Origin of the sequence: Clavibacter sp. CT19, assembly GCF_027858075.1 — a bacterium.
In the GTDB taxonomy this organism is placed as follows: Bacteria; Actinomycetota; Actinomycetes; order Actinomycetales; family Microbacteriaceae; genus Clavibacter; species Clavibacter tessellarius_A.
The window spans coordinates 1-25,576 of sequence record NZ_JAQHYR010000007.1 but is presented as its reverse complement, the minus strand read 5'-3'; the positions used below and the strand labels follow the sequence as shown (position 1 = coordinate 25,576).

General features: G+C 76.2%; 17 protein-coding genes. 4 read left to right on the top strand and 13 right to left on the bottom strand.

Going from position 1 to position 25,576, the window contains the following annotated elements:
- Positions 1-46: 46 nt before the first annotated feature.
- The 7 genes from nusA to PED38_RS09540 form a co-directional block, all read right to left on the bottom strand.
- Positions 47-1,054 (bottom strand): transcription termination factor NusA, encoded by a 1,008-nt coding sequence (gene nusA / locus PED38_RS09570; protein WP_270980999.1) that lies wholly within the window; start codon positions 1,052-1,054, stop codon positions 47-49.
- Positions 1,055-1,138: 84 nt separating this feature from the next.
- Positions 1,139-2,908 (bottom strand): proline--tRNA ligase, encoded by a 1,770-nt coding sequence (locus PED38_RS09565; RefSeq protein WP_270980998.1) that lies wholly within the window; start codon positions 2,906-2,908, stop codon positions 1,139-1,141.
- Positions 2,909-2,978: 70 nt separating this feature from the next.
- A complete protein-coding gene (locus PED38_RS09560; protein WP_270980997.1) occupies positions 2,979-3,992 on the bottom strand; it encodes an NAD-dependent epimerase/dehydratase family protein in 1,014 nt (337 codons plus the stop codon).
- A complete protein-coding gene (locus PED38_RS09555; protein WP_270980996.1) occupies positions 3,989-6,655 on the bottom strand; it encodes an alpha/beta fold hydrolase in 2,667 nt (888 codons plus the stop codon). Before PED38_RS09555 ends, PED38_RS09560 begins: the two co-directional genes overlap by 4 nt.
- 7 nt (positions 6,656-6,662) lie before the next feature.
- Positions 6,663-7,694 carry a 3-oxoacyl-ACP synthase III gene (locus tag PED38_RS09550; protein WP_270980995.1) on the bottom strand — a complete coding sequence of 344 codons (1,032 nt, stop codon included), beginning with the start codon at positions 7,692-7,694 and terminating at the stop codon, positions 6,663-6,665.
- A gap of 104 nt (positions 7,695-7,798) precedes the next feature.
- A complete protein-coding gene (gene ispG, locus PED38_RS09545) occupies positions 7,799-8,944 on the bottom strand; it encodes a flavodoxin-dependent (E)-4-hydroxy-3-methylbut-2-enyl-diphosphate synthase (RefSeq protein ID WP_172403766.1) in 1,146 nt (381 codons plus the stop codon).
- Between the two features lie 70 nt (positions 8,945-9,014).
- Complete coding sequence (locus PED38_RS09540) at positions 9,015-10,445, bottom strand: M50 family metallopeptidase (RefSeq protein WP_270980993.1); 1,431 nt, start codon at positions 10,443-10,445, stop codon at positions 9,015-9,017.
- 185 nt (positions 10,446-10,630) lie between these two features.
- On the opposite strand from PED38_RS09540, the gene PED38_RS09535 reads away from it, so the two are divergent.
- Both PED38_RS09535 and PED38_RS09530 read left to right on the top strand, forming a co-directional pair.
- Positions 10,631-11,890 (top strand): serine/threonine-protein kinase, encoded by a 1,260-nt coding sequence (locus PED38_RS09535; protein ID WP_270980992.1) that lies wholly within the window; start codon positions 10,631-10,633, stop codon positions 11,888-11,890.
- The gene (locus PED38_RS09530; RefSeq protein ID WP_270980990.1) at positions 11,887-12,582 is read left to right on the top strand and encodes a hypothetical protein; all 696 of its coding nucleotides are present in this window, start codon (positions 11,887-11,889) and stop codon (positions 12,580-12,582) included. Before PED38_RS09535 ends, PED38_RS09530 begins: the two co-directional genes overlap by 4 nt.
- 210 nt (positions 12,583-12,792) lie before the next feature.
- Here the strand turns inward: PED38_RS09530 and PED38_RS09525 are convergent, their stop codons facing one another.
- The 3 genes from PED38_RS09525 to PED38_RS09515 form a co-directional block, all read right to left on the bottom strand.
- Positions 12,793-13,875, bottom strand: a complete 1,083-nt coding sequence (locus PED38_RS09525) for a 1-deoxy-D-xylulose-5-phosphate reductoisomerase (RefSeq protein WP_063070686.1) — start codon at positions 13,873-13,875, stop codon at positions 12,793-12,795.
- 11 nt (positions 13,876-13,886) lie between these two features.
- The gene (locus PED38_RS09520) at positions 13,887-14,897 is read right to left on the bottom strand and encodes an FKBP-type peptidyl-prolyl cis-trans isomerase (protein WP_254654458.1); all 1,011 of its coding nucleotides are present in this window, start codon (positions 14,895-14,897) and stop codon (positions 13,887-13,889) included.
- 122 nt (positions 14,898-15,019) lie between these two features.
- Complete coding sequence (locus PED38_RS09515; protein ID WP_270980987.1) at positions 15,020-15,496, bottom strand: OsmC family protein; 477 nt, start codon at positions 15,494-15,496, stop codon at positions 15,020-15,022.
- A 71-nt stretch (positions 15,497-15,567) separates the two neighbouring features.
- Between PED38_RS09515 and gabT the strand changes: the two genes are divergently transcribed.
- Entirely contained in the window at positions 15,568-16,983 is a 1,416-nt protein-coding gene (gabT, locus tag PED38_RS09510) for a 4-aminobutyrate--2-oxoglutarate transaminase (RefSeq protein ID WP_270980986.1), read from the top strand.
- Positions 16,983-17,993, top strand: coding sequence for an asparaginase (locus PED38_RS09505; RefSeq protein WP_270980985.1), 1,011 nt, complete (start codon positions 16,983-16,985; stop codon positions 17,991-17,993). Before gabT ends, PED38_RS09505 begins: the two co-directional genes overlap by 1 nt.
- On the opposite strand, the gene PED38_RS09500 is transcribed toward PED38_RS09505, so the two are convergent.
- The 3 genes from PED38_RS09500 to PED38_RS09490 all read right to left on the bottom strand — a co-directional run.
- Positions 17,983-21,321, bottom strand: a complete 3,339-nt coding sequence (locus tag PED38_RS09500; RefSeq protein ID WP_270980984.1) for an FtsK/SpoIIIE domain-containing protein — start codon at positions 21,319-21,321, stop codon at positions 17,983-17,985. The two genes, PED38_RS09505 and PED38_RS09500, sit on opposite strands and share 11 nt — an antisense overlap.
- Before the next feature lie 105 nt (positions 21,322-21,426).
- The gene (locus PED38_RS09495; RefSeq protein WP_270980982.1) at positions 21,427-24,024 is read right to left on the bottom strand and encodes a transglutaminaseTgpA domain-containing protein; all 2,598 of its coding nucleotides are present in this window, start codon (positions 24,022-24,024) and stop codon (positions 21,427-21,429) included.
- The coding region (locus tag PED38_RS09490) for a DUF58 domain-containing protein (protein WP_270980981.1) at positions 24,021-25,576 on the bottom strand (1,556 nt) is incomplete at its 5' end. The genes PED38_RS09495 and PED38_RS09490, both read right to left, overlap by 4 nt.

The following is a 25,576-nucleotide window of genomic DNA, read 5'->3' as shown; positions in this document are numbered from 1 at the left end:
CCCCCTGCGTCCGGCGGCGGGGAGGCCGCGTCCCGCCGGGCGGCGCTCAGTCGTCGCCCTCGAGGATCGAGTCGGGCTGGATGTCGATCTTCGCGCCCGTGAGCTTGGCGGCGAGGCGGGCGTTCTGGCCCTCCTTGCCGATGGCGAGCGACAGCTGGTAGTCCGGCACGAGCGCGCGGACGGCCTTGGTCGCCTGGTCGATCACGAACGAGCTCGTGACCTTGGCGGGCGAGAGCGCGTTGCCGACGAACACGGGCAGCGACTCGGAGTAGTCGACGATGTCGATCTTCTCGTCGTTGAGCTCGGCCGTGACGGCACGCACGCGCTGCCCCAGCTCGCCGATGCAGGCGCCCTTGGCGTTGATGCCGGGCTCGGTCGCGCGCACCGCGATCTTGGTGCGGTGGCCGGCCTCGCGGGCGAGCGACACGATCTCGACCAGGCCCTGCGCGATCTCCGGCACCTCGAGCGCGAACAGCTTGCGGACGAGCGACGGGTGCGTGCGCGACACCGTGATCTGCGGGCCCTTCGCGCCGCGGGAGACGCTCGTGACGTAGACGCGCAGGCGCGAGCCGTGCGCGTACTTCTCGCCGGGCACCTGCTCCTCGGGCGGCAGGATCGCCTCGATGGTGCCGAGGTCGACGTGGATCATGCGCGGGTTCGGGCCCTGCTGCACGACGCCGGCGACGATGTCGCCCTCGCGGCCCTTGAACTCGCCGAGGATGCGGTCGTCGCCGATGTCGCGCAGGCGCTGGTTGATGACCTGCTTGGCGGCGAAGGCGGCGATGCGGCCGAAGTCGCTCGGGCTGTCCTCGGCCTCGCCGATCACGAGGCCGTCCTCGTCGAGCTCGGGGACGTGCACGGACACGTGGCCGGACTTGCGGTCGAGGTGCACGCGGGCCGGGGGCACGCCGTCGGCGACGGGCTTGGCGTCGGCCTGGTCGGTGTGCTTGAGGTAGGCGGTGAGGATGGCCTGCTCGATGATCGAGACGAGCTCCTCGAACGGGATCTCGCGCTCGCGCTCCATCATGCGCAAGACGCTCAGGTCGATGTCCATGGGCCACTCCTCTATTCGGTTGGAAGGATACGAGGCTACCCGACCGCCGGGGGTCGGGCAGCCCCCGCGGGGGTACGCGCGGGATCAGCCGGCGGTGAGCGCGCCCACGACGTCGGCGAGCGCGACCGGGGTGCGCTCGTTCGTGCGGCGGTCCCAGAGCTCGGCCATGCCGTCGGCGGCGCCGCGGCCGACGATGACGATGGTCGGCACGCCGATGAGCTCGGCGTCGCCGAACTTCACGCCGGGCGAGACCTTGGGGCGGTCGTCGAAGAGCACGTCGAGGCCGGCCGCGTCGAGCGCGTCGACGAGCTCCTCGGACGCGGAGGCGATCTCGTCGCCCTTGCCGGTCATCACCACGTGCACGTCGAACGGGCTGATGGACGCGGGCCAGAGGAGGCCGCGGCCGTCCTGCGTGGCCTCGGCGACCAGCGCGAGGTTCCGCGTGATGCCGATGCCGTACGAGCCCATCGTGACCGTGACGAGCTTGCCGTTCTCGTCGAGCACCTTGAGGCCGAGCGCCTCCGCGTACATGCGGCCGAGCTCGAAGACGTGGCCGATCTCGGTGCCGCGTGCGGTGCTGATGGGGCCGGATCCGTCGGGAGCGGGGTCGCCGTCGCGCACGTCGGCCGCCTCCACCACGCCGTCGGGCGTGAAGTCGCGGCCGGCGACGAGCGAGAGCACGTGCGTCCCGGCGACGTTGGCGCCCGTGATCCACGAGCTGCCGTCGACGACGCGGGGGTCGACCAGGTAGCGCACCTTCGTGCTCGACGTGGATCCGAGGACGGGGCCCTCGGCCGACCACGGGCCGATGTACCCCTTCACGAGACCGGGCTGCTTCGCGAGGTCACCCTCGGTGGCGGGCTCGACCTCGGCGGGGAAGAAGGCCACCTCGGCGCGCTTGAGGTCGATGTCGCGGTCGCCGGGGATCCCGACGACGACGAGCTCGCGCGTGCCGTCGAGGTGGGTGAGCGCGAGGACGATGTTCTTCAGCGTGTCGGCGGCGGTCCAGGCGCGGCCGTCCTCGCGGGGCTCCCGCGCGTTCGCGAGGTCGACGAGGGTGGCGATGGTGGGGGTGTCGGGCGAGTCGAAGACGCGCGCGGCGGGCTGGCCCTCGATCGGGATCGACTCGGGGACGAGCGTCGTGAAGGCCTCGACGTTGGCCGCGTAGCCGCCGGGCGAGCGCACGAACGTGTCCTCGCCGATGGGCGTGGGGTGCAGGAACTCCTCGCTCTTGGAGCCGCCCATGGCGCCCGCGTCGGCGGCGACGATGACGTACTCGAGGCCGAGGCGCTGGAAGATCCGCTCGTATGCGTCGCGCTGGGCCTGGTAGCTGACGGCGAGGCCGGCGTCGGTGTGGTCGAAGGAGTAGGCGTCCTTCATCGTGAACTCGCGGCCGCGGAGGATGCCGGCGCGGGGGCGGGCCTCGTCGCGGTACTTGTCCTGGATCTGGTAGATCGACAGGGGCAGGTCCTTGTAGCTCGAGTAGAGGTCCTTCACGAGCAGCGCGAAGAACTCCTCGTGCGTGGGCGCGAGCACCATGGGCGCGCGCTTGCGGTCCTCGAGGCGGAACATCCCGGGGCCGTACTCGTCGTAGCGGCCGGTGGCCTGGTACGGCTCGGCGGGGAGCAGCGCGGGGAAGTGCACCTCCTGGGCGCCGATGCGCTCCATCTCCTCGCGGACGATGGCCTCGACCTTGTTCTTGACCCGGAGGCCGAGCGGCAGCCAGGCGAAGATGCCGGGGGCCTGGCGGCGGATGTAGCCGGCGCGCACGAGGAGGCGGTGGCTGGCCACCTCGGCGTCGACGGGGTCTTCCCGGAGGGTGCGGACGAAGAGCTTCGAGAGGCGTGTGGACACCGACACAGCCTAGCGATCCGGGCGCGTCGGTCCGGTCCGGTCGGCGGGCGCCGGCGGGCTCCGGCGTCGGTCAGCGCCCGGCGGATCCGCCCGCGGCGTAGGACAGACGGAGGCGCTCGAAGCCCTCGTCGAGCGAGACGGCAGGCGCCCAGGCGAGCGCCCGGCGGGTCTCGCGCTGGTCGAACCAGTGGGCGGTGGACAGTTGCTCGGCGAGGAAGCGGGTCATGGGCGGCTCGTCGGATCCGGGGCGCACCGCCCAGACGCGCTCGACCGCTCCCCCGGCCGCGCGGGCGAGGGCGGCGGGCACGCGGATCCGCGGCGGGGCCACCCCGGCGGCGCGGCACATGCCGGCGAGCAGCTCGGCGACCGGACGGGGCTCGCCGTTGGTGACGACGTAGGCCCGGCCGTGCGCCGTGTCGGCCGCGGCGAGCGCGGCGACGATCGCGTCGGCGGCGTTGTCGCGGTAGACGGTGTCGATGAGGGCGGCGCCGTGGCCGAGGAGCGGGATGCGGCCGCGGGCCGCGCGGTCGACGATGCGCGCGACGAGCTGCGTGTCGCCCGGACCCCAGACGAGATGCGGGCGGACGGCGAGGACGCGCATCGCGGGGTCGTCGGCGGCCAGCGCGACGAGCTCGCCCTCGGCCTTGGTGCGGGCGTAGTCGCCGCGGGCGCGCACGGGATCCGCGGGTCCGGCGCCGTCGCCCACGATGGAGAGGCCCGTGTGCGCGACCGACGGCGAGGAGACGTGCACGAACCGGGCGACCCCGGCCGCGCGCGCCGCCGCGAGGAGTCCGCGCGTGCCCTCGACGTTGACGGCGCGGAAGTCGGCCGGATCGCCCGCGAGCGAGACCTTGGCGGCCAGGTGGACCACGGCGTCGACGCCATCGAGCGCGCGGGCGACGGCGTCCGGGTCGGTGACGCTGCCGCGGAGGTCGACGACGGTTCCCGGCACCGGCTCCGCGCCGCTCGCCGCGAGCCCGGACGGCTGGCGCTGGAAGGTGCGGACGGCGTGCCCGGCGGCGGCGAGGCGCTCGGCGACGGCACGGCCGAGCATGCCGCTCGCGCCCGTGACGAGCACGGTCACGGGGCGCTCACCCGGCCGCCCGCGAGGATCCCGGCAGCCCAGCGACCGAGGCGCGCGCGGTCGACCTTGGAGTTGTGGCGGACGTCGGTCGGCAGCACCGGGACCACGATCACCGCGGCGACGGGCACGTCGACCGCGGCGCGCACGGCGGCCGCGAGGTCGGGGTCCGCGAGGCCCACGCGGCGCGCGGCGGGCACGGTCTCCACCACGAGCACGAGCTGCTGGACGCCGACGGGCCCGACTCCCACGGCGGCCGTGCGGCCCACCCCCGCCGCGGACGCCGCCCGCAGCTCGGGGCCGACGGGCGTGAGCACGCCGTCCGCGGTCGTGATGACGTGCGGGAGGCGGCCCTCGATCCAGAGCGCGCCCATGGCGTCGAGGTGGCCGACGTCGCCGGTGCGGTGGCGGCGGATCCCGTCGGCCGAGTCGCGCCGCGCGGCCCGGTCGGTGACGTGCAGGCGGTCGTAGCGCTCGTGGACGTGCGGCGCCTGCGCGACGATCTCGCCCGTAACGCCGGGCTCGGACGTGAGGGCGCCGGTGGCGGCGCCCGCGGCGTCGAGCGGGCTGATGCGGATGTCGACCGGGTCGACGGGCGTCCCGACGCACACGCCGGCGTCGCCGCGGCGGGCGGCGTCGCGGATCCCGTCGAGCGTGACGTCGGTGAGCAGCAGCCCCTCCGTCATGCCGTAGGGCGTGTGCACCTCGGCCGCCGGTACGAGGGCGGCGGCGCGCGTGAGCAGCGCCTCCGAGAGCGGGGCGCCCGCGGAGAGCAGGGACCGGACCCGGCCGAGCGCCGCGCGGTCGTCGGCGGTGAGCGCGTCCGCGGTGGCGACGACGTTGGCGAGCGCGGCGGGCGAGGCGAAGACGACGGTCGCGTCGGCGGCGTGGGCCGCGGCGGCCAACGCGGACGCGGTGAGGTCGCGCGGGCGGGTCACGTCCATGTCGGGCGTGACGCTCGTGGCGCCGAGCGCGGGTCCGAGCAGCGCGAACGGCGCGAAGCCCGCGACCAGGCCGGTGCCGACGCCCACGTCGAAGCGGGAGCCGAGGGTGTCCCGGAGGGACGCGAGCTGGCGGTGCGTGTAGACGACGCCCTTGGCCGGGCCCGTGGATCCCGAGGTGAAGAGGATCGCGGCGTCGTCGTCGGCCGCGGGCTCCGCCGGCAGGACCTGCGCGCGGCCGTCGCGGGCGATCTCCGGGAGGCTCGCGGCGACGCCGAGCGCGCGGGCGACGGGCGGCGCGAGCGTGGTGACGGAGATCCGCTCCCCCGGCCAGCCGAGGGCGCGCGCGAGGGCGAGTCCCGCGGGGATGCCGACGACCATGTCCGGGCGGGATCCGGCGACCGCGCGCCCGAGGCCCTTCACGCCGAGGCCCGCGTCGGCGACCACGACGATCGCGCCGATGCGCAGGCACGCGTAGAGCAGGGCCGTGAGGTCGGCGCCGGGCGGCACGAGGAGCGAGACGCGGTCGCCGGCGCGGAGCCCGCGCGCGTGCAGACCGGCCGCGATCTCGCGGACGCGACGCGAGAGCAGACGCCAGGAGACGGTGCGCGGACCGGTGCCGCCGCGGGGAGCCATCTCCACGAGCACGGGGTCGTCGCTGTCGCGCAGCTCCTCGAGGAGGGCGCCGAGCGGGCGGACGGGCGCGGGCGTCCGGGTCGCGTGCGCGGCCGGAGCCGTCCCCGGCGCGACCCGGTCGGCCAGCCAGTCGAGCGCGGCGGAGGCGTAGTCGTGGTCCTCCGCGACGAGGTGGCCGGCGCCCTCGACGCGGTGCACGTCGGCGTGCGGCAGGCGCTCGAGGAGGTCGGAGAGGTACACGTCGCTGAAGATCGGGTCGCGCGGACCCCAGATGAACAGGGCCGGGAGGTCGAGGTCGCGCAGCCCGTCGGCGATGGAGGTGAGCGTCGCGTGGCTGGGGTGCGCGGGGCCGACGGGGATGTCGGCGACGAAGCCGCGGATCCCGGCGCGGCGGTCGGCGCCCCGGTACGGTGCGGCGAACGCCCGGCGCACGGCCGGATCGAGCGGCGGGTGCGCGAGCGCGAGCGTGGTGGCGAGGAAGCCCGGCGTGCCGCGGGTCGCGGCGTCGTGGATCCCCGTGGCGAGCGCGAGCCGCAGCGGCCACGGGATGGGCACGCCCTCCTCCTGGTGGATCGCGGTGTTGAGCGCCATGACCCCGGCGAGCACGTCCCGGTTGCGGAGCGCCCAGCCGAGGCTGACGACGCCGCCCCAGTCGTGGCCGAGCGTGACGACGGGGCCGGTCGCGCCGGATCCGGACAGCCCCAGCTCGTCGGTCAGCGCCTGCAGGTCGTCGAGCCGCGTCGGCAGCGTGCGCGCGACGCCCGTGCGCTCGGAGAAGCCCATGTCGAGCTGGTCGACGGCGACCACGCGCCAGGCCGGTGCCGACGGATCCCGTTCGGCGCGCGCGAGCGACTCCGCCGCGATGCGCCGCCAGAGGTACGACCAGGTCGGGTTGCCGTGCACGCAGAGGATGGTGCCGGCGACCGGCGCGCCCGTCGCCGCGAGCCGCTCCCCCGTGTCGAGCAGGTGCCAGCCGTGGCCGCCCGCCTCCACGACGCGCGACCACGCGGGATCGAGGCCCGGCAGCGGCTGCCCGTCGTCGCCGGGCACAGGGACGGTCGCCGCGTTCCCGCGGGCCTCGCGCGTCACGGCGCGGCTACCAGAGGATCTCGGTCATGGCCGTGTTGAGGCCGGAGCCCACGCCCATGCAGAGCACGCGGTCGCCGCGGCTGAGGCTGTCGGCCTGGTCGGCGAGCGTGATCGGGATGCTCGCGGGACCGACGTTGCCGTACCGCGGGTACGTGAGCGGCACGCGCGACTTGTCGAGCTTCGCGGCCTTGACGATGGCGTTGGTGTGCACGTCGGAGACCTGGTGGAGGATGTAGCGGTCCATGTCCGACCACTGCCAGTCGTCCCCGGCCGCCTCCTTCCACGCGTCGACGACGAGCTCCATGCCGCCGCGCAGGAGCTCCTTCGTGTCGGTGAACATGCCGTCGACGTCGCCGATGCAGAGCTCGTGGTGCTGGGTGGCCGCGCGCGTGACGCCGCCGAGGATCCGGTGCCCCTCGGGGTGGTCGCTCGTGCGCCCGAGGACGGCCGCCGCGGCGCCCGCGCCCAGCGTGAGGCTCGGGAACTCGCTGAGGAAGTCGGCGCGCGTGGTCTCGGGACGGAGGAGGCGCGCGACCGTGTTGTGGCGGATCTCGCCGGCGTCCTCGCCGTCGACGATCATCGCGTACTCGATCTGGCCGGAGTCGATGAGGTGCCCGGCCAGCGTCATCGCGTTCACGAAGCCGAGGCACGCGTTGGCGATGTCGAAGTTGAGCGCCGACGACGGCAGGCCGAGGCCGTTGTGGATCCCGACCGCGACGCTCGGCTCGAGGTGCGCGCGCGTGACGGACGTGTTGATCAGGAGCCCGATCTGCGAGGGCTCGACGCCGGCCTGCGCGAGCGCCTTGCGGCCCGCCTCGGTGGCGGCCGCGTCGAAGGACATCGACGTGTCCCAGTTGCGGCGCTCGAGCACGCCGGCGACGCGCTGCAGCAGACCCGTGGGGAGGCGGAGCCGGGAGAGCACGGGCTTCAGGCGGTCGTCGATCTCGACGGAGGTGACCGTGTGCGGGGCGAGGACGCTGGCGAGCCCCAGCAGGGAGGTGTTCCGATGCCGGAAAGTGGCGTTACCGTTCAACAGCATCCTCAGTTCGTGGGCGGTCCGCCGGGCGGACGACTAGCAGAGCCTACGCGCAGGCGGCGCGCGCGGACGCGCCGCCGCCTCGCGGGCGGGTGGGGAGGGTGGGACTAGACGAGGATCTCGGGGCTGCCGATGGATCCGGCGGGCATCTCCGCGGCGAGGCGGTTCGCCTCCTCGATGAGGGTCTGCACGATCTCCGCCTCGGGGACGGTCTTGATGACCTCGCCCTTGACGAAGATCTGCCCGCGGCCGTTGCCGGAGGCGACGCCGAGCTCGGCCTCGCGCGCCTCGCCGGGTCCGTTCACGACGCAGCCCATGACCGCGACGCGCAGCGGCACGTTCACGTGCTTGAGGCCCTCCGTGACCTGCTCGGCGAGCGAGTACACGTCGACCTGCGCGCGGCCGCAGCTCGGGCAGGAGACGATCTCGAGCTTGCGCTCGCGGAGGTTGAGCGACTGCAGGATCTGCAGGCCCACCTTCACCTCCTCGGCCGGCGGCGCGGAGAGGGAGACGCGGATGGTGTCGCCGATGCCCTCGGACAGCAGGATGCCGAACGCGGTCGCGCTCTTGATCGTGCCTTGGAAGGCGGGGCCGGCCTCGGTGACGCCGAGGTGGAGGGGCCAGTCGCCGCGCTCGGCGAGCAGGCGGTAGGCCTTCACCATGATGACCGGGTCGTTGTGCTTGACCGAGATCTTGAAGTCGTGGAAGTCGTGCTCCTCGAAGAGGCTGGCCTCCCAGACGGCGGACTCGACGAGCGCCTCGGGCGTGGCCTTGCCGTACTTCTGCAGGAGGCTCGGGTGCAGGGATCCGGCGTTGACGCCGATGCGGATGGAGGTGCCCGCGGCCTTGGCGGCCTTCGCGATGGCGCCCACCTGGTCGTCGAACTTGCGGATGTTGCCGGGGTTCACGCGCACGGCGCCGACGCCGGCGTCGATTGCGGTGAAGACGTAGCGCGGCTGGAAGTGGATGTCCGCGATGATCGGGATCTGGCTCTTCTTCGCCAGGATGTGCAGCACGTCCGCGTCGTCCTGGTGGGGCACCGCGACGCGCACGATGTCGCAGCCGGTGGCCGTGAGCTCGGCGATCTGCTGGAGCGTGGCGTTGATGTTGGTCGTCTGCGTGGTCGTCATCGACTGGACGCTGACCTGGGCGTCGCCGCCCACCTTCACCTTGCCGACGCTGATCTGACGGGTCTTGCGGCGGGGCGCGAGGACCTCAGGGACCTTCGGCATTCCGAGATTGACTGCTGGCACGGGGAAGAGCCTACGTCCGATTCCTGCGCGCCTGGTGCGTCGGGGGCGCGGGCCGGCCGCCCGCCGCCGATCAGGTCAGGCGCACGGGGTTCACGAGGTCGGCGAAGATCAGCAGCGCGCTCATGGCGCCGAAGAGGATCACGACCACGAACGTCAACGGCATGAGCTTCGCGACGTCGACCGGCCCCGGGTCGCGCCGGCCGAACGCCTTGGCGAGGAAGCGGCGGACGCCCTCCACGATCGCGCCGAGCACGTGGCCGCCGTCGAGCGGGAGGAGCGGGAGCAGGTTGATCATGCCGAGCGCCACGTTGAGCGAGGCCACGAGGCCGATCATGGCGGAGGCGCGCGAGGCGACCGGGGTCTCGTCGAGGCTCGCGATCTCGCCCGCCACGCGGCCGACGCCGACGACGCTCATGGGGCCGTTCGGGTCGCGCTCGCCGCCGCCGAACGCGGCCCGGCCGACGTCGACCAGGCGCTGCGGGAGGTTCAGGATGAGGTTGCCGACCGCGGCCATGTTCTCGCCCGTGGTCGTGAACGCGGCCGAGAGCGGCTGCCGCTGCACGGCCTGCGTGGGCGTGAACCCGATGAGGCCGACCTCCTGCGTGACCGGCTTCCCCTGCTCGTCGACCTCGGGCGCGCCGCGGGATCCGATGACGGCCTGCTCGGAGAGGACGGGCGTGATGGCGAGGGTCTGCTGCGCGCCGTCGCGCTCGACGACGACGTCGAGCTCGCGGCCGGCGGACGCGCGGACCGTGGTCGTGACCTGGTCCCAGGCGGTGACGGGAGCGCCGTCGATGCTGACGATCGTGTCGCCGGGCTGGAGGCCGGCGGCCGCGCCGGGAGCGGCGGGAGCGCCCGCGGGGCACGTGGCGGGATCGGCCGAGGCGCTGGATCCGGCGGGCACGATGCACGCGTTGACCTGGCCGACCGTGGTGGTGGGCTGGGTGACGCCGAAGCCGCAGAGCACGACGGCGAAGAGCACGATCGCGAGGAGGAAGTTCATGGCCGGGCCGCCCAGCATGATGACCATGCGCTTGGGCACCGGCAGCTTGTAGAAGGCGCGGTCCTCCTCGTCGCCGACGCTCTCGGCGCTCGCCTGCCGCGCGTCCTGCACGAGGGTGTCGAAGAAGCCGCGGCCCGCGCGGTCGTCGGCGGGCGGGGATCCGGCGTCGGCGGCCGGCTCCGCGCGGCCGTCGCGACGCGGGTCGGAGCCGACGAGCTGCGCCAGCCCCGTGCTGCTCTCGCCGGCGCGCGAGCTCTGCGGCGGGAACATGCCGATCATGGAGATGTAGCCGCCGAGCGGGACGGCCTTCACGCCGTACTCGGTCTCGCCCTTGCGGCGGCTGAAGATCGTGGGTCCGAAGCCGATCATGTACTGCGTGACGCGGACGCCGAACAGCTTGGCGGGCACCAGGTGCCCGACCTCGTGGAGGCCGATGGACACGGCGACGCCGACCACGATGATGAGCACCCCGAGGATGTAGAGGAAGACGCCGTCCATGGTGGGAGAGGCTACCTCCCGCACCCTGGGCGGATGCCCGCGGCGACGCGGATCCGCGGGGTCGTGTCCGGTGCGCGTCCGTCGGGCCGCGGCCGAGCGCTCCCCCACAGGCCGGCCGGGCGTGGACGGCGGTCTCCCGGGAGCCCCCGGCTAGTCTGGGAGCCCGCGCGACGAGAGGTGCCCCCATGCCCGGAGAACGGACCGACGGCCTCGCCGGAGCCCTGCTCGGCGGCCGGTACCGCATCAGCGGACTGCTCGGCCGCGGCGGCATGGCCACCGTGCACCGCGCCGTGGACGAGACGCTCGGCCGCGAGGTCGCCGTCAAGGTGTTCGCCACCGACTCCGCCGACCCGAACGAGGTCGAGCGCCAGGAGGGCGAGGTGCGGATGCTCGCGGGCCTCAGCCACCCCGGCCTCGTGACGCTGTTCGACGTGGGCGACGACGTGGTCGGCGACCGCGCGCTCGCGTTCATCGTGATGGAGATCGTCGACGGCACCACGCTCGCCGACCGGATGAAGGAGGGGGCGCTCCCCGGGCCCGAGGTCGCGCGCATCGGCGGGATCCTCGCGGACGCGCTCGGCTACATCCACCGCCGCGGCGTCGTGCACCGCGACGTGAAGCCCGCCAACGTGCTCCTCGCCCGGCCCGAGGCCGACGACGAGCCGGCCGCCGCGAAGCTCACCGACTTCGGGATCGCGCGGCTCGTGGACGGCACGCGCCTCACCTCCACCGGGTCCATCGTCGGCACCGTCAGCTACCTGAGCCCCGAGCAGGCGCTCGGCCAGGAGGTGGGTGCCGCGACGGACGTCTACGCGCTCGGCCTGGTGCTCCTCGAGTGCCTCACCGGCCGCCGCACCTTCCCGGGGACGGCCGCCGAGTCGACCATGGCGCGCGTCGTGCGCGACCCGGAGATCCCCGCGCGGCTCGGGCCGTCGTGGGTCGACCTCATCGGCCGCATGACCCGGCGCGATCCGGCCACCCGGCCCACCGCGCGCGAGGTCGCGGCGGAGCTGCGGACCGGACGGGCGCCCGCGTCCGCCGTGGACGACCCGACCGCGACGTCGACGCGGGTGATGCCCGGCGCCACGGCCGCCGCGGCCGGCCTCGGTGCCGGCGCGACGCAGGCGGGCGCCGATGCGCGCACGGAGCGGTTCGGGGCGTCCGCGGATGCGGACGCGCGCACCGAGCGGTTCGCTCCCCCGCTCGCCGACCGCGTCGACCCGACCGGGACCGGCCTCCGGGCAGCCGACCGCGACCCCGCGAAGCGCCGCGGCACACGGGCCCTCAGCATCGCGGTCGTCTCGGCGCTCATCGCGGCGGCCGCCGTGGTCGGCGTGGTCACCATCACGTCGTTCCAGGACCGCGACACCTCGTACCCGTCCGTCCCCGGCCCCCTCGGCGCCAGCCTCGAGGAGCTGCAGAAGAGCGTGGAGGACGCCCCGTGATCCGCACATCCGCCCGACCCGAGGGCACCTGCCCCGAGGGCATCCGTCCCGAGGTCACCCGCGCCCCGGCATCCGCCCGCACCCGGCGGCGTCGCGCCGCGGTGGGACTCGCCACCGTGACGACCGCCGTCCTCCTCCTCGCGGGCTGCGCCGGATCGTCGACCCCCGAGGGCCGCGCGCTCGACGACCTCCAGCAGCGCACCCTCGCGGTCACGCAGTCGTCCGCGGACGGCGACTACGCGAAGGCGCTCGCCCAGCTCGAGGAGCTGCGCGCGGCCGTCGAGGCGGACCTCGCGGCCGGGACCGTCGACCAGGCACGGCACGACGAGGTCGTCGCCCGCATCGACGCCGTGCGCGCCCAGCTCGGGGCCGCGCAGGAGGCGGCGAAGTCGACGCCGACGCCGACGCCGTCTTCGAGCCCGTCGCCCTCGCCGTCCGCGACGCCCCCGCTCGCTCCGAGCCCGTCGCCCACGCCCAGCCCGACCGCCACGACCCCACCCGCGCCGTCGCCCAGCCCCTCGCCGGGCGGCGGGAACGGCGGCGGCAACGGCGGCGGGAACGGTGGATCCGGCAACGGCGGCGGGTCCGGCAACGGCGGGTCCGGCACCGGGAACGGCACCGGGAACGGCGGCTCGAACACCGGCAGCGGCGGCACTGGCGGCGGCGGCAACGGCGGCTCGAACGACGGCTGAGCCGTAGCGGTCGGCGGGTGAGCCGCGGCGGTCGACGACTCAGCCGCGGAGGCCGACCGCCGACCCACGCAGCCCCGCCCCGCGGCGGCACGTCCCAGGCGCCGCGGCGTCACCAGTGACGGCGGGCATCGGACCTGCGCAGGGCGGACGACGTGCCGTCCGGGGAGGTCAGCGGACGCGGGGCGGCCGGCTCGACGGCGAAGCGCCCGGTCAGACCCCCAGCACGCGGTCGGCCTCGGCGCGCGCCCAGCGCTCGGCCTCGGCGAGCGACTCGCGCGTGAGCGCGTCGGACGCCGGCTCGTGGGCGTCGACGACGCGGCGGATGGTGTCGACGATGTCGAGGAAGCCCGCGCGACCGGCGTGGAACGCGTGGACGGCCTGCTCGTTGGCCGCGTTGTAGACCGCGGGGTACGTGGATCCGGCCCGGCCGACCTCCTTCGCGAGGAGCACGGCGGGGAACGCCTCGTCGTCGAGGGGCTCGAAGGTCCAGGTGGCGGCGCGGGTCCAGTCGATGGGGACGCCCACGTCGGTCATGCGGTGCGGCCAGTTGAGGCCCAGCGCGATGGGGAGCCGCATGTCGGGCGGGGAGGCCTGCGCGAGCGTGGAGCCGTCGATGAACTCGACCATGGAGTGCACGAGCGACTGCGGGTGCACCACCACGTCGATGCGGTCGTAGGGCACGTCGAACAGGAGATGCGCCTCGATGACCTCGAGGCCCTTGTTGACGAGGGTCGAGGAGTTGGTGGTGATGACGAGGCCCATGTCCCAGGTGGGGTGCGCGAGGGCCTCGCGCGGGGTGACATCCGCGAGCTCCGCGCGCGTGCGGCCGCGGAACGGGCCGCCCGATGCGGTGACGACGAGACGCCGCACCTCCTCGGCCGTGCCGCCGCGCAGCGCCTGGGCGATGGCGGAGTGCTCGCTGTCGACGGGGACGAGCTGGCCCGGCCGGGCGATGGACCGCACCAGCTCGCCGCCGACGATGAGCGACTCCTTGTTGGCGAGCGCGAGCGTGCGGCCCTCCTCCAGCGCGGCGAGCGTCGGGCCGAGCCCCACGGATCCGGTGATGCCGTTCAGCACCACGTCGGCGTCGACCGACCGGATGAGCTGCTCGGCCTCGTCCGCTCCGAGCGCCGTGTGCTCGACGCCCGCGACGCGCGCCTGCTCCGCGAGCGCCTCGCGCTTGCTGCCGGCGCCGAGCCCGACCACCTCGAAGAGCTCCGGGTGGCGCGCGACGACCTCGAGGGCCTGCACGCCGATCGAGCCCGTGGATCCGAGGATGATGACGCGGCGCACGACGACGACCCCTACTGGCCCGCGGGGGCGGCCTGCGTGCCGAGGATGTCGACGACGAACACGATGGTGTCGGTGCCGCCGATGTCGTCGCCCTGGCCCTTGTCGCCGTAGCCGTCGGCCGGCGGGATGATCGCGATGACCTGCGAGCCCACCTTCTGGCCGACCAGCGCCTTGGTGAAGCCGGGGATGACGCCGCTCGTCTGGAACGAGACGGGCTTGCCGCCCTTGTCCCAGCTGGAGTCGAAGACCTTCTTGGTGGTCCAGTTGATGCCCGTGTACTGCACCGTGACGTTCGCGCCGTCGGTGACCGTCTCGCCCGTGCCCACCTTCAGGTTCGCGATCTTCGTCTCCGTCGGCGGCGCGGCGTCGGGGATCGTGATGGTGGGGGCGCCGTCGTCGCCGAGCACGACCGTGGGGAAGCCCTCGGGCGCGGGCTGGTCGGCGCCGTCGGCGCGCGTCGGGACCTGGCTCAGGACGTCGACCACGATGACGATCGGGTCGTCGGCGCCGAGGCCCAGCTGCGAGGCCTGCTCGGCGGCGAAGCCGTCGGCGGCCGGGACCACGGCGACGATGCGGGATCCGACCTTGGTGCACTCGACCGCACGGACCACGCCGGGGACGAGGGCGCTGTCGTCGAGGTTCGCGGGCAGCGGCGCGTCGCCGTTGTACGCGAGCTGCGGGAGCGCGGCTCCCGTCGTGCCGTTGTAGCCGGCGAGCGCGATGTTCGCGGTGGAGCCGGCACCGACCTCGGCGCCGTCGCCCTGCGTGACGACCGTGCGCTCGGTCGTGTCGACCTTGAGCGGCCCGTCGACCGTGACCTCGGGGGCGGACCCGAAGTCGCCCGACACCTTCACGGACTTCGACGCGTCGCCCGACTGCGTGTCGATGCACGAGGCGCCGGCCGTGCGCGCGCCCGCCGTGGGGCTGGCGGACGGATCGGCCGAGGGCGCGCCGCTGCCGGAGCAGGCGGACAGGGCCAGGACGGCGGCCGCGGCCAGGGTGAGGGGGATGCGTCGCTTCACGGGAGTCGCTTTCATCGGCGCGCCGGACGCGCCAGGTTTGTGGGAGGGACGCGCACAGTCTGCCCGATGCGGCCGGGCGGCGCCTGACAGGGACGACAGGGCGAGCACTGGTATCCGACGGGTCAGACGGGTGCGACCACCGTGCGCGGCTCGTGATGCACGGGGAAGGCGACGCTCGCCGCGATGAAGCAGCGCTCCGATGCGCCCCGGTGCAGGGAGGTCGCCAGCTCGACCTGGGCCGGGTCCCGCACGGTGACGACGGGCCGCAGCGTGACCTCGACGAAGTGCCCGCCCCCGTCCGTGGTCTGGCGCATCGTGCCCGTGGGCTCGTCCGTGTACCCGACGACGACGACCCCGGCCGCGGTGGCCGCCTGCAGGTAGCTGAGCAGGTGGCACTGCGCGAGCGCGGAGAGGAGGGCGTCCTCGGGGTTCCAGCGGGCGGCGTCGCCGCGGAACGGACGGTCGGCGGATCCCAGGAGGTCGGGCTTGCCGTCGATGCGCACCACGTGGTCGCGGCCGTAGGAGCGGGGGTCGGACGTGCCGGATCCGCGGTCGCCCGTCCACTCGAGGGACAGGGCGTAGCGGTGCTCGAAGTGCATGCGATCACGCTACCGGCCCGGCTGCGGGGCCTCTCGGATCCGGGCTCCCGCGCGGGTAGGCTCGCCGGATCATGACAGACACCCTGGACTCCGCCCTCGTCGGCACGCCTGCCGGCTCCGCCTCCGACTCCCCCGCCGCGACCGCGGCTGCCGCCCGTCCGCAGGTGCCGCAGGAGCGACGCATCGTGACGGAGATCCCGGGACCGCTCTCCCGCGAGCTGCACGAGCGCCGGAAGCGCGTCGTGCCGCCGGGCGTCTCGTCGCTGCTGCCCGTTTACGTCGCGCGTGCGCACGGCGCGATCGTCGAGGACGTGGACGGCAACCGCTTCATCGACCTGGGCGCCGGCATCGGCGTGACCACCGTCGGCCACACGCGCCAGGAGGTCGTGGACGCCGCGACCGCGCAGCTCGGCGACGTGATCCACACCCTCTTCACCGTGACCCCGTACGAGGAGTACGTGCGCGTGGCGGAGCTGCTCGCGGAGCACACGCCCGGCACGCACGAGAAGCGCACCGTGCTCGTGAACTCGGGCGCGGAGGCCGTGGAGAACGGCGTGAAGATCGCCCGCAAGCACACGGGCCGCCGCGCCGTCGCGGTGCTGGACCACGGCTACCACGGCCGCACGAACCTCACGATGGCCATGAACTACAAGGCCGCGCCCTACGGCACCGGCTTCGGCCCCTTCGCCGGCGACGTCTACCACGCGCCGAGCTCGTACCCGTATCACGACGGGCTCTCCGGCGCCGAGGCGGCGGCCCGCACGATCTCGTACCTCGAGAAGCGCATCGGCGCGAGCGACCTCGCGTGCGTCGTGGCCGAGCCCATCCAGGGCGAGGGCGGGTTCATGGTGCCGGCCGACGGCTTCCTCCCCGCGCTGCAGGAGTGGTGCACGGCGAACGGCGTGGTCTTCATCGCCGACGAGATCCAGTCGGGGCTCGCGCGCACCGGCCGCTTCTTCGCGAGCGAGCACCTCGGCCTCGTGCCGGACCTCGTGCTCACGGCGAAGGGCATCGCGGGCGGCCTGCCGCTCGCGGGCGTGACCGGCCGCGCCGAGATCATGGACTCCGCTCTCCCCGGCGGGCTCGGCGGCACGTTCGGCGGCAACCCCGTCGCGGCAGCGGCCGCCGTGGCCGTGTTCGAGGCGATCGAGGCGCACGGTCTGCTCGCCGAGGCGACGCGCATCGGCGAGCACCTGCACCGCGCGCTCACGGCGCTGCAGGCGGAGCACGACATCATCGGCGACGTGCGCGGCATCGGCGCGATGATCGCGATCGAGCTCGTGCAGCCCGGCACCGGATCCACCACGAAGGAGCCGAACGCCGAGGCCGTGGCGGCCATCGCGGCGCACTGCCACGCGCACGGCGTGATCATCCTCACCGCCGGCACGTACGGGAACGTGCTGCGCTTCCTGCCGAGCCTCGCCATCTCCGAGGAGCTTCTCGACGACGCGCTCGCCGTGCTGGCCGACGCGTTCCGGGCGCTCTGATGGGGACGACCGTCGAGACGATCCCCGTGCAGGGCGCCGTGGAGCTCGCGGTGCTCGACCGCAGCGGCTTCGTGGAGTCGCGCCATGTGGGCGCGGCCGTGGTGCTGTCGGGCGAGGGCGACGTGCTGCGCGAGGTCGGGGACGTGTCGACGCCCGTCTTCCCGCGCTCGAGCATGAAGCCGTTCCAAGCCCTCGCGGTGCTCGCGAGCGGCGCGGAGCTGACCGAGGGGGAGCACGTGCTCGCCACGGCGAGCCACGCGGCGACCGCACGGCACGTGGAGGTGGTGCGCGGGATCCTCGCCAAGGCCGGGCTCGACGAGTCCCCCCTCCGCTGCCCCGCGGACTGGCCGCTCGACCGGGCCGCGCGCGACGAGCTCGTGCGCGCCGGGATCCCCGCCTCCCCCGTCTACATGAACTGCTCCGGCAAGCACGCCGCGATGCTGCTCGCGTGCGCCACCAACGGCTGGTCGACCGACGACTACCTGCACCCGGACCACCCCCTGCAGGTGCGGATCCGCGACGTGGTCGAGCGATTCACGGGCGAGCGCATCGCGACGACGGGGATCGACGGCTGCGGCGCTCCCGTGCACGCGATGTCGCTCACGGCGCTCGCGCGCGGGATCCACCGCATCGCGACCTCCGCCGCGGGCTCCCCGTTCGCGCTGTACCGCCACGCGGCGGCCCTCACGGCGGCCGTCCGCGCGCAGGGCTGGGCCATCGATGGCCCGGGCCGCGCGAACACCGTGGTCATCGAGCAGCTGGGGCTGTTCGCGAAGGGCGGGGCCGAGGGCATCATGATCATGACCGCCCCCGACGGCACGACCGTCGCCTCGAAGACGCTCGACGGCAGCCTGCGGGCGTCGACCATCGTGGCGCTGGAGCTGCTCGCCGAGGCGGGTGCGATCACCCGGGACGACGTGGAGCGCGTGCGCCCCGACCTCGACCTCGTGGTGCTCGGCGGCGGCGTGCCCGTCGGCGCGATCCGGGTCTCGCCGACGCTCATCGGCTGAGCGCCGGGTCGGCGGCAGCGGCAGCGGGCGCGGGCTCGGGCTCCCGCGGCCCGACGGTCTCGGGCGCGCGCAGCCAGGATCGGCGCTCGACGGCGCCGTCCGGCGCGACCCGCCACACCCGCCCCGGGACGGGCGCGAGCGGCGGCGGCACCTGGCGGATGCGCAGGAGCGTGCGGACGTCCCGCGGCGCGCACCCCTCGAGCACGACGCTGCCCGCCCGGCGGATCTCCGCGAGCAGGGCGCCGCGGACGAGCCAGGCGTCGGGATCGCCGACGACGACATGCGGCATGCCGTCGCGATCGCGCGCGCCGGGGGCCACATGACCCGGATCCGGCGACCAGCCGAGCGGCAGGTCGAGCACCTCCACGGCCTCGTGGCCCTCCGCGCGGAGACGCGCCGCCGCCTCGGCGGGAGCCGACGCGACGAGCGCGTGCACCGGACCGTCCTCGAGCACCAGGGGCGGGGCCGGGTCCGCGAGTGCGGGTGCGAGTGTGGGTGCGGGTGCGGGGAGCGCGTGAGCATCCGGGCCGGCTCCCGCCGCCCGGTCCGCGGGCGGCAGCGCCACCTGGATCCGCGCCCCGCGCCACTCCCCCGCGCCCGGCCCGGCGGCCGGGTCGAACAGCGACGGCTTCCCGCCGGCGAGCACGTGCTCCTGGCGCGTCGGCAGCGCCAGGAGCACGGGCGGACCCGCCGCGGCGCCGACGGCCTGCAGCGCGCCCCCCGGCCGCCTCGCCGATGCCGCGAGCGCGACGCCCGCGTGGGGCCCCTCGCGGACCAGCGCGGCGAGCAGCTCGAGGAGGGCCGCCTGATGGTCGGGGTCGAGGCGGGAGACGGCCACGTCGAGGTCGTCGGCGAGCACGACCAGCGGTGCGGGCCGCGGGCCCGGCCTCCGGATGCGGGCCACGACGGCCGTGAGGGCGTCCCAGCAGCCCTCCGGATCGGCGGGCACCCGGCTGACCCGCACGCCCGCGGCGGCCGCGGAGGCGGCGAGCGCCCCCAGGCACGAGCTGCGCCCGGATCCCGGACCGCCGAGCACGAGGAGGTGCCCGTCCGTCGCGGGACGCCAGAGCGCGGCCGCGCGGCGCTGCTCGGCGGGCAGGTCCACGAGCGCGAACGGCAGGGCCACGTCGTGACCGTCGCCGTCCGGGGACGGGCCTGCGGACGGGGACGCGCGGAGGGGCGGGAGACCCGCGAGCCCGGCGAGCGGGACGACGGCGGGGAGCGGGTCCAGCCACGGACGACGGACCGGCCGCCGGGGCACGCGCTCGGATGCGATGCGCGCGAGGTCGTCGGCCGTGGTGACGGCGACCTGTAAGGGGCGCGCGGATCCGCCGTGCGCGCCCAGCAGGCAGCGGCCTGCCGGGGCGGCGGGCAGGTGCGCGGCGTCGGGGGTGCCGAGGAGCGCCCGGCTGTCGGCCTCGTTGTTGACGCGCAGCGACAGCCGGAGGTCGCAGTTGGCGAGGACGGCGTCGCGGACCACGCCGGCCGGCCGCTGCGTGCACAGGACGAGGTGCATGCCGAGCGACCGCCCGCGGGACGCGATGTCGGCGACCACCTCGTGCAGGCCGTCCTGGTCGGCGAGGAGCGCGGCCAGCTCGTCCACGACGATGACGAGCCGGGGGAGGATGCCGGCGGCGCGCGGGTCGTCGAGGTCGCGGGCACCCGCCTCGCGCAGGGTGCGCTCGCGGTGGCGGATCTCCGCCCGGAGGCTCTCGAGGGCGCGGCGCGCGCCGCGGCCGTCGAGGTCGGTGACGAGCCCGACCGCGTGCGGGAGGACGAGGAGCGGATCGAAGGCGGCGCCGCCCTTGAAGTCGACGAGGAGGACCGTGACCTCCTCGGGCGGATGCGCGGCCGCGAGGGCCGCCATCCAGGTGACGAGGAGCTCGCTCTTGCCGCTGCCCGTCGTGCCCGCGACGACGGCGTGCGGCCCGTCCGCCACGAGATCGACGACGACGGGACCGTCATGCCCCGCGCCGATGGCCGCCGGGAGCCCTCCCGGACGGAGGGTCGGTCGCGGATGCCCGCCCGCGGCACCGGCGCTCGTCGCGACCTCGGCGAGCGGGACGCGCGCGGGCAGGGGCGTCCGTGCCGCAGCGAGGCCGCGGCGGCGCGCGAGGGCCGCGAGCTCGTCGGCGAAGCGCGCGGCCTCCGAGAGGGAGACGAGCTCGGGCCGGACGACGCCGGCGCGGGCGCCGGATGCGGCGTGCGGCTCGCCCTCCTCGAGCGCCCCGGGCGCCTCCCGCGGCGCTCGGACGGCGGGCACGGGCGGGCCGGCGGGCACGGGCGGGCCGGCGGGCGGCGGCGTCTCGGATGGGGCGCCCCCGACGGGATCCACCGCGAGGAGGTGCGCCGAGCCGGGTCCGTGCAGGTCGAGCACCGTGCGGCATGCCGCCGGCAGCGACTCCACGCGCGACGCGGACGCGAGCACGACGGGACGACCGCGGACGAGCAGGTGCACGGCGACGACGTCCTCGTCGGGATCCCGGCGCACGGGCGCGTCGCCGACTCGGGGGCCGTCGGCGGCGCGGGGACCGTCGGCGGTGTGGGGAAGGCGGTCGAGCCACGCCCACTCCGCGCCCGGCGGCCGCGCGTCGATGCGCAGGTCGTCCGGGGAGAGGGCGTGCACGAGCTGCACGACGGCGCCGCGCAGCACGGGGGCGACGAGGGCGGCGGGACCGCGGAGGCCGAGCCCGCCCGCGGAGGACGCGAGCACGGGGGCGTCGGGGATCCAGCGGACGTGCTCCGCCCAGAGCGGCGGATCCGCAGGACCCGTCCGCGCGCCCGTCAGGGTGCACGGACGGGTGCCCCGGCGGCGGCGGCGGGCCGCGAGGCCATCGGCGGCGCGCCCGGGCCGACGAGGAGACGGGGGCGCGGGCAGCACGGCGTCCGCCTCTCCGCGCCAGACGAGGCCGCTCGGCACGGCGCCGCATCCCACGACGAGCGGCGGCGCGGGGCCGTCGGCGCCCGGGGCCGCACGCCACAGCAGGGCGGGGTTCGCCCGCCCGTCGAGGATGTCGCGGGCGGACGGCGCCCGGGAGAGGAGCGCCCGGCGCGCGGCGGAGAGGCGCGTCTCGACGTCCTCGCGCAGCCGCAGGAGGGCGACCGCGCGATCCCGGGCGGCCCGTCGCCGAGCGCGGCGCGCGGCGACGCGCTGGTCGGCCACGCCCGCGACGGCGACCACCGGGCCGAGCGCGGCGAACAGCAGGGCGTAGGGCGACCGGGTGATGGCCCACACCGCGACGCTGACGACGAGGGGGGCCGCCACGCCGAGCACGGGGAACGGGGGCGGCGGGGCGGGCGGCGGCGAGGGCGGCGGGGCGATGTCCACGCGGCCAGGGCACCACGGCGGAGCGACGCCGACGGACGCGGCGGCCGACGCCGTGGAGGGAAGCGCCGCCGCGCGGCTGGGGAGGGCGCGCCGGACGGGTGCCGGTCAGCTCTCCGGGCGCGCCCCTCCCGCACCGCGCGGCCCGCGACGCCCGCGCAGCCCCTGCAGCCCACGAGCCCCGCCCCGACCGGCCCGCCCGATCCGCAGCGACGCCGTCGACGCGAGCGCCCGCAGCCGCTGCCGCCGCGTGCGCCCCGCGTCCATGCGCGCGGCCAGCTCGTCCGCACGGCGCCACGCGGCATCGGCGAGCGGATCCAGCACCTCGCCGGGCGCGAAGACGGACTCGTCCGCGACCTCCGCGAGCCCGCGGGCGCCGCCGACGCCGGCCAGGCCCGCGATCTCGCGGCGCGTCGCCGGCACGCGCGGCACCAGTCCACGGTCGACCGCGCCGTCGCGGAACTCGTCCCAGGCGCCCGCCACCCGGTCGCGCGCGGCCGGCGCGCGCCGCCGACGCCGTCGACGCCCGGCCTTGGCGCCCACGACCGCGAGGAACGGCGAGGCGGCGAGCCCCAGCGCGAGGAGCGACCAGCCCGCGACCCGTACGACGGCGAGCAGGGCCCGGAGCGTCGGATCCGCCTCGGGCCGGTCGTCGCGGCTCGCGTCGGGCGGGGTGCGGTCGTCGGGCTCGGCCTGCTCCTCGACGGGCGGGGGCAGGACGGTCTGCGGGCGGGCGACCTCGGTGGGCTCGTCGGGCAGGGCGTCGGGCACGTCGCGGACGGGCGGGTTCGGGTCCACCGCGACCCAGCCGGAGGACGCCGTGTCGACCTCGATCCAGGCCGTGACGTCTGATCCGGTCACCGCGACGGGCCCGCCCGCCGCGTCCCGCACGGCCGCCTCGCCGGGCGCGAAGCCCATGACGACGCGCACCGGGAAGCCGAGGTCGTCGGCGAGGAGCGCCGCCGCGACCGCGTACTGCTCCGCGTCCCCGAGCATCGGCCGCGCGGTGAGGAGGTCGGCGATGCGCTCCGCGGAGTGGCCCGAGCGGCTGAAGGGCGCGTCGCCCAGGCCGTGGCTCACGTAGCCGTCGGCGCGGAGGGCGGAGATCGCGGCGACGAGCTGCGCGCCCTGCGACGCGGACGTGCCGAGCCCGGCGTCCGCGCCGCCCGCGGTGCCGCCGTCGCGTGCGGCCGTGGAGACGTCGACGCGCGCGGCCACGGCATCCGGGACGCCCGTCGGCCTAGGCGCCACGGCGTCGCCCGGCCGCTCGTCGGCGAGCGCCTCGAGCGGCGGGGTCGCGGGGACGACCGCCTCGATGCGATACGCGTCGCCCTCCGCGAGCCCGCCGACGACGGCGCCCGTCGCGATCGCGTCGTCGTAGTAGAAGGAGTCGGCGAGGCGGCCGGAGCCGGGGCCGTCGAAGCCGATGCGCTCCAGGCGTCCCGCGCCCGGCAGCCAGACGCCGCGGTAGGAGCCGATGACGACGTCGAGCGCGACGTCGTCGCCCGTCGCGCCCCGCTGGTCGAGCCGGTACGGCACGCGCGCGAAGGTGCCGGACGCCCGGCCGGTGCGGGACGCCTCCCCGCCGCGCGCGCCGCCGACCCCGTAGACGACGCCGTCGTACGTGTCGAGCGCGGCCAGCCGGATCCGCCCGCCCGCGGGCAGGCCGGACACCGTGAGCAGGGTCGCGTCGACCGCGGGCTCCTTCCAGTAGGTGCGGAAGGACGAGAGCGGGCTGATCTGGTCGCGCGGGTCGAAGGGCTGCTCGACGGCGGAGCGGAGGCCCGTGCGCGCGACCTCGGGCGGCAGGGCGTGCGCGGCGGCGACGCCCGCGACGAGCGCGACGCCGAGCACGGCGACGGCGGATGCGCCGGCGCGCGCGCCCGAGCGGCGGCGGTCCGCGGCCGACTCGAGGGGCACGCCGGATCCGCGTCCCAGGCGCTGCACCGCGCGGTGCCGACGGCGCCAGCGGCAGCGGGCGATCCAGAGCAGGGCCGTCGCGAGCCAGGCCAGCGCGACGGGGACGAGGAGGCCCGAGGCGTCGGGCGCGTCCGGGCCCTGGCTGCGGTCGGGGCCGAGGGCGGCGCCCACGACGAGGACGACGAGCGACGGGATCACCGCGAGCTCGGGCCGGCGGGAGCGCAGCGCGACGGTGGGGCCGATGACGGCGGCGAGCAGCAGGAGCGCGAAGGCGGGCACGAGGAGCGCCTGGTAGTCGCCGACCGGCAGCGCGATCGTCAGGAGCCGCACGATCCCGAGGGACGCGCCCTCCACGAGGTCCGCGAGCCCGCCGAGCGTGGGACGCCAGCCGTCGACGGCGCGCGTGGGCACCGCGAGCGGGACGCCGAGGAGGAGGAACAGCGCCACGACGATCCCCGCGACCACCGCGCTCCCCCAGCGCCGGCGCGCGCCCGCGACCGCGACGGCCGCGCCGACGGCGATCGTGATCGCGGCCATGCGCGGGAACGACGCGTCCTGGTGCACGGGCCAGAACGCCGCCGCGCCGAGGCCGGCGAGGAGGGCGAGCGCGAGCACGGGGACGAGGGTGCGGCCGGGGTCGCGGGAGCCGGCGGGGACGCGGGGGCGGCGGGATCCGGTGGCGCGCCCGGCGGCGCCGGCGCGCGCTCCGGGTGCGCGTCCTGCCGGGACGGCGGAAGCGGCGGGCCCGGCCCGCCCGCCCGCGTCGCCGAGCCCGGCCCCGCTCACGACCCGCTCCGCTGCAGGGCGCCGCGCAGGTCGTCGAGGTAGCCGACGGTGAGCACCGTGAGGTCGCCGAGGCGCCGGAGGCCGGGCTCGGCCTCGGGATCGCACACGACGGCGACCACCTGCACGCCGGGCGGGAATCCCACGGCGGCGTGCCGGATCGACGCGGAGGACGCACCGGTGCCGCAGACGAGGAAGACGACGGAGACGCCCGCGACCTCGTCGGCCGCGGCGCGCGCGACCTCGACGAGGGACGCGGCGCGGTCGGTCGCGCGGATCTCCGCGAGGTCGTCGAGGAGGCGCGTCGGCGTGACGGTCGCGAGGCGGTGGAGGCGGGGCGGGCGGGACCGGGCCGCTCCCGGGCGTGCGACGCCGCGGAGGGCCCCGGCCGGCGTCGAGACGGCGGGAGCGTGATCCGCCCGCCCGCGCCCGGCCCCGCGGTCCGCGCTCGCGACCACCGACACCGAGCGGGCATCGACGATGGCGCGTGCGCCGAGGGATCCGACGACGCTCACGGCCAGCTCGAACTCCGCGTCGGCGGTGGATCCGGCGAGCGCGCCGCCCGCGCGCCCCGCCGCCGCGGTGGTCCCGCCCGCGGGCCCGGCGGCGACGGGATCCGAGCCGGTGCCCGCAGCCGCGCCCCCCGCATCCGCCGCGGCGGCCTCCCCATCCGGATCCCCGGCCCCGTAGTCCCCCGCCCGCAGCGACAGCGCGACCATGATGTGGCTCCGCCGGGTCTCCTCGAACCGCCGCACCATGTGCACGCCGGTCTTCGCGGTCGACCGCCAGTGGATGTGCCGCATCTCGTCGCCCGGCACGTACTCGCGCAGCGACTGGAACGACACGTCGCTGTCGGCGAGGTCGCGCGTCGCCCGGCCCTCGAGGTCGCGCACGAAGCCCGTGCTGGTGCTCGGCAGGGCCAGCGTGCGCGGGTGCACGAGGAGGCGGGTCGCGCGGGCCTCGGTGGACTCGCGGCGGACGAGCCCGAGCGGGTCGCCGCGGACGATGCGCGCGGGACCGAGGGCGATCACGCCGCGGCGCGTCGTGGGCACGACGAACACGTCGTCGTGCACCTGGCCGTGACCGAGGGAGGGCACGTGGATCTCGGCCAGCCCGGATCCCACGGGCACCTCGACCGTGAGCCCCACCGCCCGCCGGCGCAGCGGGTTCCGCACGGCGACCGTCGCGGGCGCGCGCTCCCCCGCGACGACGCGGTCGCGCGGGAGGCGGAGCGCGACCTCGACGCCCGCGGATCCGACGAGGTGCAGCCCCGCGAGCACCCCGAGCGCGACCGCCGTCCACGCGACCGCGACGAGCTCGCGCCAGCCGAGGGCGTACCCGGCGACGCCCGCGACGACGGCCGCGAGCGCGACGACGCGGCCGAGCGGCGTGACGACGCCGACGAGCCGCCGGAGCGCGTCCCGCGGCGGCGCGGCGGCGGCCTGCGGATCGTCGCCCGCACCGGGAGCCGGGTCGAGACCGTGACGGAGAAGCCCGCCTGCCGGAAGGCCGTGCTCGCACGGCGCGCGATCGTGCCGGCCGACGGGTACTACGA